Annotated in this window: 10 protein-coding genes; 7 read left to right on the top strand and 3 right to left on the bottom strand. The window is 74.3% G+C overall.

The features are described from left to right. Positions 1–267 precede the first annotated feature (267 nt). From ACWEPF_RS25195 to ACWEPF_RS25185, 3 genes are all read right to left on the bottom strand, one after another. Entirely contained in the window at positions 268–819 is a 552-nt protein-coding gene (locus ACWEPF_RS25195) for a PadR family transcriptional regulator (protein ID WP_452174273.1), read from the bottom strand. Positions 820–910: 91 nt separating this feature from the next. Then, complete coding sequence (locus ACWEPF_RS25190; protein WP_452174272.1) at positions 911–1726, bottom strand: prepilin peptidase; 816 nt, start codon at positions 1724–1726, stop codon at positions 911–913. Positions 1727–1898: 172 nt separating this feature from the next. Continuing rightward, on the bottom strand, positions 1899–2285 hold the full coding sequence (locus ACWEPF_RS25185; RefSeq protein WP_452174271.1) for a type IV pilin protein: 387 nt from the start codon (positions 2283–2285) through the stop codon (positions 1899–1901). Between the two features lie 200 nt (positions 2286–2485). Between ACWEPF_RS25185 and ACWEPF_RS25180 the strand changes: the two genes are divergently transcribed. The 7 genes from ACWEPF_RS25180 to ACWEPF_RS25150 all read left to right on the top strand — a co-directional run bounded on the left by ACWEPF_RS25180 (position 2486) and on the right by ACWEPF_RS25150 (position 12425). Beyond that, the gene (locus ACWEPF_RS25180) at positions 2486–4303 is read left to right on the top strand and encodes a GspE/PulE family protein (protein ID WP_452174270.1); all 1818 of its coding nucleotides are present in this window, start codon (positions 2486–2488) and stop codon (positions 4301–4303) included. A gap of 61 nt (positions 4304–4364) precedes the next feature. Next, positions 4365–5576, top strand: a complete 1212-nt coding sequence (locus ACWEPF_RS25175) for a type II secretion system F family protein (RefSeq protein WP_452174269.1) — start codon at positions 4365–4367, stop codon at positions 5574–5576. Further along, on the top strand, positions 5573–6097 hold the full coding sequence (locus tag ACWEPF_RS25170) for a type IV pilus modification PilV family protein (RefSeq protein WP_452174268.1): 525 nt from the start codon (positions 5573–5575) through the stop codon (positions 6095–6097). Before ACWEPF_RS25175 ends, ACWEPF_RS25170 begins: the two co-directional genes overlap by 4 nt. After that, positions 6094–6618: a type II secretion system protein gene (locus tag ACWEPF_RS25165; protein WP_452174267.1), complete on the top strand. Its 525-nt coding sequence runs from the start codon at positions 6094–6096 to the stop codon at positions 6616–6618. Before ACWEPF_RS25170 ends, ACWEPF_RS25165 begins: the two co-directional genes overlap by 4 nt. Beyond that, positions 6615–10493: a hypothetical protein gene (locus tag ACWEPF_RS25160; protein ID WP_452174266.1), complete on the top strand. Its 3879-nt coding sequence runs from the start codon at positions 6615–6617 to the stop codon at positions 10491–10493. Before ACWEPF_RS25165 ends, ACWEPF_RS25160 begins: the two co-directional genes overlap by 4 nt. Continuing rightward, positions 10490–11602 (top strand): type IV pilus twitching motility protein PilT, encoded by a 1113-nt coding sequence (locus tag ACWEPF_RS25155; RefSeq protein ID WP_452174265.1) that lies wholly within the window; start codon positions 10490–10492, stop codon positions 11600–11602. The genes ACWEPF_RS25160 and ACWEPF_RS25155 overlap by 4 nt, the downstream gene beginning before the upstream one ends. Before the next feature lie 154 nt (positions 11603–11756). Continuing rightward, the gene (locus ACWEPF_RS25150) at positions 11757–12425 is read left to right on the top strand and encodes a hypothetical protein (protein ID WP_452174264.1); all 669 of its coding nucleotides are present in this window, start codon (positions 11757–11759) and stop codon (positions 12423–12425) included. Positions 12426–12498 lie beyond the last annotated feature (73 nt).

Raw genomic sequence — 12498 nt, 5'->3', positions numbered from 1 at the left:
GGCGGTCGGGCGCTGAGGCGGTGAGCCGCTGAGGCACCCAGCTGTGCGAAGGGCTCGGCGATCGCGAAGTCGCGATCGCCGAGCCCGAGTTGGTGGCGTCCCCGCACCGTGGTGCACCGCCTGCGGCTACCGGCCGTGGTGCCGGGCGTGCGGGTGGGGGCTGCCGGGGTCCCGTCCGTCGTGGTCGTTCCGGCGGCTGCCGGTCGGATTGCACGCCGCGCCGGGGCGCTGACGTGGTTGCCGAGGAAGGACGACCAGCGGAGGACGTCAGGCGGTCCTGGCGACCGCCTTCGCCGAGGCGGCCTCGACGGTGTCGAGGAACCGGCTCGCGGCGCGGACGTGTTCCAGCCGCCAGGCGTAGATCGCCCCGGCCAGCTGGTCCCCGGCGGCCTCCTCCTTGGCGCGCAGCGACTCCTCGATCTCGTCGATGACGACCCGCTGACGCTCGATCAGGCGGACGGGACTCGCGTCCCGGCGCTGGAGCAGCAGCAGCTTGCAGGTGAGGTCGGCGCGGACGTCGAACAGCTCGGTCACCGGCTCGCCGAGCCACCGGGTGACGGTGGACTTCGCCGCGCGGGTGGCGGCGTAGACCATCCGCTGCGGTCCGCGGTTGCCGTCCTCGGCGCCGACCGGGGTGATGAGGCCGCGGTCCACCAGCCGGGTGATGGACCGGTAGACCATGGGCCGCGAGACGTACCAGAACTCGCCGATCTCCGCCCCCTCCGCGGTCAGGGTGGCGATGGCGAAGCCGTGACTGGGCCCTTCGGCCATGAGTGCGAGTACGATCCACTCGGCCAGTGGCAGATCAAGTTCCTTCATGGTAGCTAGGGTAAGGATCGTCACTGTGCCGACTGAAGCCCGTGCGCGGAAGAGCCGGGAGCGTGGGGCCGGCTCCCGGCCTGACGGGCGGTCAGCCTCCGGCGCGGGACGGCGCACCCGTCGCGTAGGCATCGGCCAGGCCCTCGTACCAGTGCAGCACGGGGCCGCCGAGCAGGACGGCGGCGATGGCACCGGCGGCGAGGAAGAGCCCGAACGGGAGCCGGGTGTGCCGGGTGGCCCGGCCCGAGGCGATCAGCACCAGGCCCACCAGCAGCCCGGCGGCACTGCCGCCCAGCACCGCGAGGACCAGGTGCCCCGGGCCGAGCCAGCCGAGCCCGGTGCCGAGCAGGCCGGCCAGGCGCACGTCGCCGAAGCCGAGCCAGGCCGGCCGCACCCAGTGGAGGGCGAAGAAGACGGCGAAGCCCGCGAGGCCGCAGGCGGCCGTCACGGCGAGCCGCTGCCACTGGCCGGTGGCGGCGGCTGCCGCGAGCAGGCAGGCGGCGGTGAGGCCGAGCGTCGGGTAGACCAGCAGCCGGGGGAGCAGGAAGTGTTCGGCGTCGCACGCGGCCAGGGCCACCAGCCCGGCGGTGAAGACCAGGTGGGCGGGGAGCGCGGCCGACGGGCCGAACCGCAGTGCCTCGGCGGCGAACAGCAGCGCGGTGAGCGCCTCGATCAGCGGGTAGCGCGCGGGGATCGGCGCCCGGCAGGCGCGGCAGCGCCGGCCCAGCAGGAGCCAGGACAGCACGGGGACGTTGTCCCGGGCCGCGATCGGAGCGGCGCACCGGGGGCACGCGGACCGGGGCCGGACGACCGAGCGGCCGGCCGGGATCCGGGAGACGGCGACGTTGAGGAAGGACCCCACCGCGAGCCCCAGCAGACCGGTGACGAGGACGAGGGTGGCGGGCATGCGCGCGTGGGTGCCGTTCCGTACGGGCCGGCCGGTGCCGGCGGGTGGAGGAGTGGTGCGGGCGTTCGTCGGACGTGCCGACGGCGGTGCGCCGGGCGGCAGTCGGGCTGCCGCCCGGCGCACCGCCGGGTGGGTGGCAGGGCGTTCGGGTCCGGGCGCGGACCGTCCGGCGTCAGGTGCAGGGGTTCGGCGGGGCGCCGGTGGCCGGCTGCAGCAGCGCGACGGTGTAGGCGCTGCCGTTCGCGGCGACGCTGACGTCGTACCAGCCGGAGGGGGTGGACAGGAAGCCGTCCCGCACCAGCTCGGCCATGGTGGCGTACCTGTCGCGGCCGCCGGCGAAGTAGGCCTCCTCGGCGGTCTGGATCGTGGTCCTGTCCGTCTTGCACGCCGCGCCCTGGCCCTTGTCGCTGATGCCGCGGACGGAGAAGACCACGATGGCGGACAGGACGCCGAGGATCACGATGACCACGAGGAGTTCGACCAGGGTGAAGCCGGCTTCGGCCGCCTGGCTCCGCGCGCGTATCCGGCGGCGCAGGGTTCGGTGCAGGTTGGTGAGCATCTTTCTCCATCCACGGCGACCGGTGCGAGGGGCGCCGGTCGCTAGTAACCACGTGAGTAATCAGCCGTAGACTACGGACGAGGCAAAGGGCTTGCAAGGGGTTGCTTCTGCGAGCCGTACTGATCGTCAGGGGTGGAAGATCCGAGGGTTCCATGTAGTATCCCGCTGACTAATCAGCAGCTGACCTAGGGGTGGGTTCCGTGGCGAATCGCCGGCTTCTCAGGCGCCGTTCGGCGACGGCGGACCCGCTGGACCCGGCCGGCCCCGTGGACCCGGCCGGCTCGGCGGGTGGAGCGGCCGACGGTGCCGCGCCGGTCGAGGAGCCGTCGCCGCCCGCGGAGCGGACGGGGCCGCGCATCGGCGAACTCCTGGTGCGGCGCGGCCTGTTGACCCCGGCGCAGACGGACGAAGCGCTGCTGCAGCAGTCGGCCTCCGGCAGGCGGCTCGGGGCTCTGCTGGTCGAGCTCGGCATGGTCGACGAGCGATCGCTGATCGAGGCGCTCGCGGAGCAACTCGACCTGCCGGTCGCCGACTTGCGCCAGAGCGAGCCCGACCCCGAGGCGGCCTCCCGGGTGCCCGAGGCCTTGGCCCGTTCGCTGGGCGTGGTCGCGGTCCGGCGGGAGGGCGGCACGCTGCTGGTCGCGGCCTCCGACCCGGCCGACCCCCGGGTGCTCGACGAGCTCGGCCGGGCCGTCGCGCCGGACCGGGTGCGGTTGGCGATCGCGGCCCCCTCGGACATCCGGCGCTCGATCGACCGCACCTACCGGGCGCTGACCGGCGTCAGCAGCCTGGTCGAGGCCTTCGAGGCGACCGAGAGCGGCCGCGAGGCCAACTCCTCGGCCAGGGTGGTGAGCGAGGACGCGCCGGTCGTGCACCTGGTCAACCTGATGCTGACCCAGGGCCTGCGGGACCGGGCCTCGGACATCCACGTCGAACCGCACGCCGACCGGGTCCGGGTCCGCTACCGCATCGACGGCGCGCTGCACGACGTGCTCAGCCTGCCGGAGAGCATGGGCCCGTCGCTGGTCAGCCGGATCAAGATCATGGCCACCATGAACATCGTCGACCGGCGGCGCCCGCAGGATGGCCAGATCACCACCGAGATCGACGGCAGGTCGGTCGACATCCGGGTCGCGACCAGTCCCACCATCTGGGGGGAGAAGGCCGTGCTGCGGCTGCTGGACAGCAACCGCACCCTGCTGCGGCTCGGCGAGCTCGGCATGCCCGCCGCGACCCACGAACGGTTCGCCTCGCTGCTGCGCTCCCCGTACGGCATGGTCGCCTGCGCCGGACCGACCGGCAGCGGCAAGACGACCACCCTCTACGCCACCCTCGGCGAGCTGAACCAGAGCGAGCGCAACATCACCACCATCGAGGACCCGGTGGAGTACGTCGTCCCGTCGGTCAACCAGATCCAGATCAACGAGCAGGCGGGCATCTCCTTCGCGACCGGGCTGCGTTCGATCCTGCGGCAGGACCCCGACGTCATCCTGGTCGGCGAGATCCGGGACGCGGAGGCGGCGCGGATCGCGGTCGAGTCCGCCCTCACCGGCCACTTCGTGCTGTCGTCGATCCACGCCGCCGATTCCTGCTCCGCGCTGCACCGGTTCGCCGACATGGGCATCGAGCCGTTCCTGATCACCTCCACCGTCACCGGCGTGGTCAGCCAGCGCCTGGTGCGGCGGATCTGCGACCACTGCCGTGAGCCCCACCGGCCCGGCGTGGACGAACTCGCCTTCTTCGCCCGGGCCGGCGGGTCGCCCGACGCCGCGTTCTGGCAGGGCCGCGGCTGCGCCTTCTGCTCCCGGACGGGCTACCAGGAGCGGATCGGCGTCTTCGAACTGCTCGTCATGAGCGAGGAGGTCAAGCGGCTGCTGGTCGAGAACGCGCCGGTCCACCTCCTGCGCCGGGCCGCCCGCGAGCAGCACATGGAGAGCCTCCTGGACGGCGGCGTCCGGCTGGTGGAGGAGGGCGTCACCACCATCGCCGAGATCATGTCCAGCGTGTACGTGGCCTGAGGCCGCTGCCCGCCCGGCGTCCCCAACCACACCCACCCCGGAACATCAGGAGGGCACTGGCATGGCCACCTTCACTTACGTCGCACTCGGCCCGGACGGCAAGCGGGCCACCGGCGTGCTCAAGGGCTCCAGCGTCGACGGCGTGCGGGGAAGTCTGAGCCGGCAGGGCTACGAGGTGCAGTCGGTGAAGGCCGTCGGCCGGAACCTGCTGCAGCTCGAACTCACGCCGGAGAAGGTCGACCTGGTCGAACTGAGCAACTTCTCCCGGCAGATGGCCGCCTTCGTCAGGGCCGGCGTGCCCCTGCTGGACGCCCTGGAGATCATCCGCGCCGAGACCAAGGACCGGAAGCTGGGCCGGGTGCTCGTCGACGTGATGGACTCGCTGCGCTTCGGCGAGGGCTTCGCCGCCGCGATGGCCGCCCACCGCAAGGCACTCCCGCCGTTCTACGTCTCGGTCCTGCGCTCGGCCGAGGCGACCGGCGAACTCGACCTGGTGATGGCCCAGTTGGCCCGTTACATCGACCGTGACGTGGAGGGCCGGCGCAGTGTCCGCTCGGCCCTGACCTATCCGCTCCTGGTGATGGGGCTCGCCCTCGCCGTGGTGCTGGTCCTGGTGCTCTTCGTGCTGCCCCGCTTCAAGGACTTCTTCGCGTCCTTCGACGCCCAACTCCCGTTGCCCACCCGGATCCTGCTGGGCTTCACCGACTTCGTCGCGGCCTGGTACCCGGTCATCGCCGGCGCCCTGGCCGCGCTCGCACTGGCGCTGCTGGCCGCCCTGCGGACCGAGCGGGGGCGGGCCCTGCGTGACCGTGCCCTGCTGGCGACGCCGGTCCTCGGCGACGTGGTCCGCTTCCTCGTCATCGAGCGCTTCTGCCGCATCCTGACCTCGATGATCAAGGCGGGCGTCCCGGTGCCGGAGGCGCTCGCGCTGGCCGGCGCCGGCACCGACAACCTGGTGTACGAGCGGGCCGTCGGGGTGGTCCGGGCCGAGGTGCTCGAAGGCGGTGGCATCTCCCGGCCGATCGCCCGCAGCGGCCTGTTCCCCGGGGCGGTCACCCAGATGATGCGGGTGGGGGAGGAGACCGGCACCCTCGACGAACAGCTGGAGAACGTCTCGGACTTCTACGAGAAGGAACTGCAGCACCGGATCAAACGGCTCACCAGCCTGTTCGAGCCGACCGTGGTGGTCATGGTCGGGGCCGTGGTGGGCTTCGTGGCCGTGGCGCTGCTCTCGGCGATCTACGGCGTCTACAGCCAGGTCGAGGTCCAGTGACCGGCCCGGCCCGCCACCCACGGCACCGCCCGAGCAGCCCGGACTGCCCGCAGCACCCGGACTGCCCGCAGCACCCGGACCTCCCTCAGCACCCGGACCGCCTGCGGCGCCCGGACCGGCGGGGCGAGGAGGGCGAGACCCTGGTCGAGGCGCTGGTGGCGGTGGCCCTCATCGGCGTCGCTTTCGTCGCGATCCTCGGGGGGATCGGGACGGCGATTGCCGGCTCGGCCGCGCAGCGGAAGGTGACCACCGCCGATGCGGCCGTCCGTACCGCCGCGGAGGGGATCCTCGGCGGCCCGTACGTCCCCTGCGCCCGGAGCTACGGCACGCCGACCCCGCCCGCCGGGTTCACCGTGACCGTCGAGGTCCGGTACTGGGACGGGGCCGGCGCGTTCACCGCGACCTGCCCGGCGGCCGACACCGGCGTGCAGCAGGTGACGCTCACCGTGCGGTCGGGCGGCCCGCGCCCCGTCCGGGACACCACCCTCGAAGTGATCAAGCGGGAGGGGATGGCGTCATGACGGCGCATCGGCCTCCCGGGCACCCGGAGTCCGGGTTCACCCTGACCGAACTGCTCGTCACGATCGTCATCGTGGGCATCATCGCGACCCTGCTGCCGACGGCGGTGCTCCTCGGACTCCGCTTCACCGCCGGCACCGAGAAGCGGGTGGCCGCCTCCGGCGCCACCGGTGCGCTCACCCGCTACTTCCACGGTGACGTGCAGAGCGCCGACGGCGTCACGACCACCCCCGCGTGCGGCGCGGCCGACCCGATCGTTCATCTGACCCGGACCGGCACCGACGTCGTCTACGCCTACGACCCGGCGAGCGGCGCCCTCACCCGGCTCAGCTGCACCGGCGGGGTCGTGGCCACCAAGGCGCTGGGCCGCTTCGACAACGCCGCCGTCACCCGGCCGGTGACCCTGACCTGCGGTGCCGAGATCTCGTGCACCTCACCCCTGGAGGTGACGCTGACCGTGCGGACCGACCCCGCCGCGCCCCCGACCACCCTCACCGCCGTCCGACGGGTGGGCACCTCGTGACCGGCCGCCCGTGCCCGGGCCGCCCGCACCGCGACGAGCAGGGCGCGACCCTGATCCTCGCGCTGGCCTTCGTCCTCGTCTTCAGCCTGATCGCCGTGTCGGTCCTGTCCTTCACCGGGGCCTCGCTGAAGGCCGCCGGCACGTACGCCGAGCAGGGCAGGCGGGCCTACAGCGCGGACGGCGCCACCCAGCTCGCGATCCAGGCCTTCGCACGGGGCAACCCGTGCGCCGACTACACCGCCCCGCCGATCAACGGCCGGCGGACGACCGTGCACTGCGACCCGCTCAACGCCTCCACCGCCACCGCGCGCCTGACCCAGCCTCAGGACGCACTGCGCAGCCTGGGGCAGGCACCCGGGGACGGCATCCAGGTGACCGCGCCCGGCGTGCGCGTGCAGGGGAGCGTCTTCTCCCGCTCCTCCATCACCACCGCCACCGGCGCCTCGATGGTGGTGACGGGCGACGTGTCCGCCGTCGGGCCCTGCTCCGCCGCCGTCTCCCGGGCCCCCCTGCCCCCGACCCAGCCGCCGTACGCGCACAGCTGCGCCGACGACACCCCGCCCGCCCCCGCCGACGACGCCCTCGGCGCCGACCCGGACCTCACCCCGCCCACCACCGCCGTCCCGGTCCGGCGGACGGTGCCCGGCTGCCCCGGCACCGGCGGATGGCTGGTGCCGCTGCCGCCCGGCTACTACGACGACGCCCGCGCCCTCAACCGGCTCACCGGCGGCGACTGCCCCGGCGCCGTCCTGTGGCTCCAACCGGGCCTCCACTACTTCGACTTCACCTTCACCGGCGGCACCGAGGCCTGGACGGTCGGCGACCCCACGGTCGACGTGGTCGGCGGCACCCCCACCGGCTGGGACCCTGCGGCCCCCGCGCGCCCGAGTGTCCCCAACCCCGGCGGCTGCGACCGGACCCGCCCCGAAGGGGTCGAGGTCGTGATGGGCGGCGGCAGCCGGTTCCAGGTGGACCGCGGACACGTCGAACTCTGCGCCCCGGTGCGGCCGGACGCGCAGCAGGTCGCGGTGTACGGGGTCCAGCAGGCCAAACCCTCGCACACGCTGCGGCCGACCGCCGTGGCTGCCGGCACCGGCTTCACCGATCCGGCCCGCGCCCTGACCGGCGGCGAACGCCCCGGCCCGCCCGGCTGTCCGCAGCCCTCGGGCACCGCGGGCTGCACCGCCGACGCCGTCCTCGACCCCACGGACCACCGGTCGGCCTCGATCCGGCTCGCCGGCTTCACCCCACAGGTCCCGCCCGGCTCGGTGGTCACCGGCGCGACGCTCCACGTCCGGCACCAGGAGGACGGCGAGCTGACCGCCCCCGGCGCGCTGACGGTCATCACCGCCGTCGGCCGGGACACCTGCCACACCGTCAGCCCGCCCCGTCACGCGGAGCTCGCCACGGATCCGCCGGTCGACCTGCTCGGCGCCTGCGGACTCACCGACCCGGCCCGGCTCGCCGCCCTGACGGTCACCCACACCGCCACCCTGGACACCGGGGGCACCGCCGCCACCGAACGCCTGGACGGCATCTGGCTGGAGGTCACCTACCGCACCCCCACCACCGCCAAGCCCACCGCGGTGTCGGCCTCGACCGGGTTCGCCGCCGTCGACGCCCACAGCGCCCTGGAGATCGGCGAGCAGCCCGCCCCCGCGGTGGTCCGCGCCGACCTGGGCCCGTCGGCCCGGACCGCGTCGATCACCCTCAGCGGGTTCGGCCTGCCACCGCTGCCGTCCGGGTCGACGATCGTCTCCGCCGTGCTGCGGTTGGCCCACCGGGAGACCGGCGACCTCGCGGCGCCCGCGATCACCGTCACCCCCGCCGGTGGCGGCGGCAGCTGCACCGGCCTGCCGCTCCCCGTCCGGACCGAACTGCGCGACGACCGCCTGGACCTGACGGCCTGTGGCCTCACCGACCCGGACCGGCTGACCGGCCTCACCGCCGGCTACACCGCCGGACTCAAACCAGGCGGCACCGCAGGCACCGCCTCGCTGGACGGCATCTGGCTCGAGGTCGTCCACACCCCGCCGCCACCCCTGCCCGCCACGAGCGCGCGGTCGACCGGCTTCACGTCCCCGGCCGACGCCCGGGCGATCGACGGCACCGGCACGGCCCGCGCCGCGCTCGGCCCGGCCGCGCCGACTGCCACCATCGAGCTCGGCGGGTTCGACACCACCTCGGTGGCGCCCGGCTCGGTCCTGGACGGCGCGCTGCTGCGCGTCGCGCACCGCGGCGACCCCGGAGCACCGGGAGGACCGCCGCCGACGGCCGCGGTCACCCTGACCGGGCCCGCCCTGCCCGGCCCCTGCGCCGGACCGCAGCAACTCCCCACCCACCAGGGGGCGTTGGGCACCGACACCCTGGACCTGGCGGCCGCCTGCGGGCTCACCGACCCGGCCCAACTGACCGGCCTGTCCGTGACCTACACCGCCGCCCTCGGCGCCGCCGGCACCACCGCCGAGGCCCAACTCGACGGCCTCGCACTGGACCTGAGCTGGCGACCCCCGCTCACGGTGCGGCCCACGACGGCTGTCGGCGCCGCCGCACCCGCCGCCGCGGCCTTCACCGATCCCCGGAACGCGCGGGCGATCGACGCCACCCCCTCGACCGCGACCCTCGGCACCGCCACCCCGACGGCCTCCATCCGGCTCGGCGGGTTCGCGGCAGCGCCACTGCCGGCGGGGGCGGTGATCGACAAGGTCCTGCTCCGCGTGTCCCACCAGGAGGACGACACCACCCCGGCCCCGCCCGTCACCCCGACCCCGCCCGCTGAGCCGCCCGTGCCCGCTGAGCCGCCCGCGTCCGCATCGGCGGCGCCTGCCGCACCGACCGCGGCGCTGACCGTCTCGGGCACCGGTACCGCCTGCGACGCGCGGCACCCCCTGACCCCCCGTCAAGGGGCGCTCGGAGTCGACGTCATCGACCTCGGCGCCTGCGGCGTCACCCGGGGCGAGCAGCTGACCTCGCTCGCCGTCGACCACGCGGTGAGCCTGGGCGCGGACAGTACGGCGGCCACCGCCCGGCTCGACGGCGTCGAACTCGACCTGGTGTACCGCGCCCCGTCCATCCGGCCCCTGTCCGGCTGCCTCACCGCGGGCGGCGGCTGTGCGGTGCTGAAGTCGACCTCCGACGCCGACACGGCCACCGAGCACAGCCGCTTGGTGATCAACGGCACCGTCTATGCGCCGACCGCGGCCGTCGACCTGTCGATGCGTCAGGTCACCTCGCAGGTCGTCACCCGCGGCATCGTCGCCCGCAGCATCGCGGTCGGCATCACCCCGGCCCCCGGGTACCTCCGCCCGGTGATCGGCATCCCGCCGGAGCCGGTACGGTTCACCGCCTATCCGACGGTGACCGCACAGCCCTCCTCCGCCACCGACGCCGGCGGATTCGCCGACCCCGCTCCCGGCGCCCCCGTCGACGTCGCGGACGCCGCCCTCCCCGGAGACGGCCGGGCCTCCCTCGTGCTCGGCGGCTACGACCGGCCGGCCCCCGCCAGGAGCGGACCGCTCGACCACGCCACCCTCCGGGTGACGCACCGGGAGAGCGGCGACGTGGCCTCGGTGAAGGTGTCGGTCGACTTCCCCGGCAGCACCTGCACCGGTGCCGACGGAGCCCTGTCCGTCCCGGTCCGCACCGGCCCGGACGCGCCGGTGACCGACCGGATCGACCTGGCACCCTGCGGTCTGACCGACACCTCCCAACTGGCCGGGCTGACCGTGACCCACACCGTCACCGCCGGCGGCGGCGGCGCGACCGCCCACCTCGGCGGCACCCGGATCGACCTGCTGTCCGGCCCGCTCCTCCAGGCCGCCGTCTCCTTCGACGGCCACAACGCCACCGTCGAGCAGTGGAAGGTCCTGTCATGAACGAGCACACCACCGCGGCGCCGCCCGCGTCCGGCCCGGGGGCCGCGGTCATCTCCCACTTGCTCGACGAGCTGTGGGCGCGGGGCGGCAGCGACCTGCTGCTCACCGCCGGAGCGGCACCGTTCCTACGCGTCGACGGCGCCCTGCGGCGGGTGGAGGGGGCTGTGCTGACCGAGGCCGAGGTCGACCGCCTGGTGACCGGGGTCCTGGGAGCGGAGCTCACCGCACGCTTCCGCCGGGACCGGCAGGTCGACTTCGCGTTCAGCTGGGGGGAGCGGGCCCGGCTGCGCGGCAACGCCTTCGTCCAGCGCGGCGCCTCGGCGCTGGCCCTGCGGATCATCCCGTTCGCGGTGCCGTCCGCCGAACAGCTCGGGCTCCCCACGGTCGTCACCGGATGGGCGGGCCTGCCGCGCGGGTTCGTCCTGGTCACCGGACCGACCGGGTCGGGGAAGTCCACCAGCCTGGCGGCGCTCCTCGACCACGTCAACACACACCGGGCGGCGCACGTGCTCACCATCGAGGACCCGATCGAATACCTGCACCACCACAAGCGCTCGGCCGTCAACCAACGGGAGGTCGGCACCGACACCGAGTCCTTCCCCGCCGCGCTGCGCGCGGCCCTGCGCGAGGACCCCGACGTGCTGCTGCTCGGCGAGATGCGCGACCCGGAGAGCATCTCCGCCGCCCTGACCATCGCCGAGACCGGCCACCTGGTGCTCGCCACCCTGCACACCAACGACACGGCGCAGACCCTGGACCGGATCGTCGACGTCTTCCCGGCCGCCCAACAGCCCCAGGTCCGCCTGCAGTTGGCGCACACCCTGGTCGGCGTCCTCAACCAGACGCTGGTCCCCCGGATCGGCGGCGGCCGGGCGGCCGCCTTCGAGGTCCTGGTCGCCACCCCGGCGATCCGCAACCTGATCCGCGAGGGGAAGACCCGTCAGATCCGCAACGTGATCGCGACCGGCCACCGCGACGGCATGCAGACCCTGGAGACCGGCCTCAACGCCCTCGTCGCCGCCGGCACCGTCGCCCACCAGGAGGCCCTACGCCACACGGCCCACCCGGAGGAGATCCACCGGCCACCCGTCCCGGCCGGCCTCGGCTGACCCTTCCGGCCGAGGGGTCCGCCGTTCGGACGTGCCCGCCGCGCCGGGGCGGCGTGCGGCCGCGATGCTGGGCTCGCGCGCAGGCGCAGGTCGGTGGCACGCCGTCAGGAGGACGGCGCGGTCGGCCCCTTGCCCGCAGGGAAGGCAGTCGGACGTGGCAGACCCCGTCATCAAGTGGCCCGACAACGCGGTGGAGGAGAAGGACGACCTCGCCGCCCCCCTCGCGGACCTGCTGAGCAGCCTGCAGCTGCTGTCGAAGTTGAAGGAGGGCGAGAAGGAGTCCCGCTTCAGCACACCGGAGAGCCTGCAGGTGGTGCGGGCCGGCGCGTTGGACCTGACCAAACTCTGGGCAAGTCTGATGGCGGGCGGAGGAGCCGGCTCCGTCCTCGCCGCGTGGAAGTTCTTCGAAGCGTCCACCGAGCCGCTGAAGGTCGCGGCCATCGCCGCCGTGGGGTTCTGCCTCGCGGCGGTTGCCCTGGCGATCGCCATCATGGTCAAGGCCGATGTGGACGGCCGGGCGTCGGCGACCGCCGCCAAGGTGGGCTCCAGCGCGCTGGTGGCGGCCGAGTTCCTCCGCACCGCCGCGGACCTGCAGAAGCCGAAGTCCGCAGCGGCCGAGGCCGCCGTGCCGGACGCCTCCTCCCAACTGCTGCTCGCGCTGGCCGCCTACCCCCGGACCCTTCGCGTCGCTACGGCGGGCGGGGAGCTCCAGACCGCGGTCGGCCTCAGGCGGGAGAACGGGACGCTGCGGGTCCTGGTGGACGGCGGCTCGATCGCCGTGGACGACATCGCCAGATACACCACGGAGGGATCGGTCGACTAGGGACCGCTCGGGACACGGCCGGCGGCGGACTGCGCGGCGTCCACCCGAGCCAGGTCGCCGGACGGTTCGTCGA

This window comes from Kitasatospora sp. NPDC004289 (genome assembly GCF_053602875.1).
Note: the sequence above shows the minus strand (reverse complement) of the source record. Positions and strands in the feature narration are given on the sequence as shown.

Excerpts from the sequence above, each read along its gene's own strand:
- ACWEPF_RS25195 (WP_452174273.1), bottom strand. The coding sequence starts at position 819 with ATGAAGGAACTTGATCTGCCACTGGCCGAGTGGATCGTACTCGCACTC.
- ACWEPF_RS25185 (WP_452174271.1), bottom strand. The coding sequence starts at position 2,285 with ATGCTCACCAACCTGCACCGAACCCTGCGCCGCCGGATACGCGCGCGG.
- ACWEPF_RS25175 (WP_452174269.1), top strand. The coding sequence starts at position 4,365 with ATGGCCACCTTCACTTACGTCGCACTCGGCCCGGACGGCAAGCGGGCC.
- ACWEPF_RS25190 (WP_452174272.1), bottom strand. The coding sequence starts at position 1,726 with ATGCCCGCCACCCTCGTCCTCGTCACCGGTCTGCTGGGGCTCGCGGTG.
- ACWEPF_RS25155 (WP_452174265.1), top strand. The coding sequence starts at position 10,490 with ATGAACGAGCACACCACCGCGGCGCCGCCCGCGTCCGGCCCGGGGGCC.
- ACWEPF_RS25165 (WP_452174267.1), top strand. The coding sequence starts at position 6,094 with ATGACGGCGCATCGGCCTCCCGGGCACCCGGAGTCCGGGTTCACCCTG.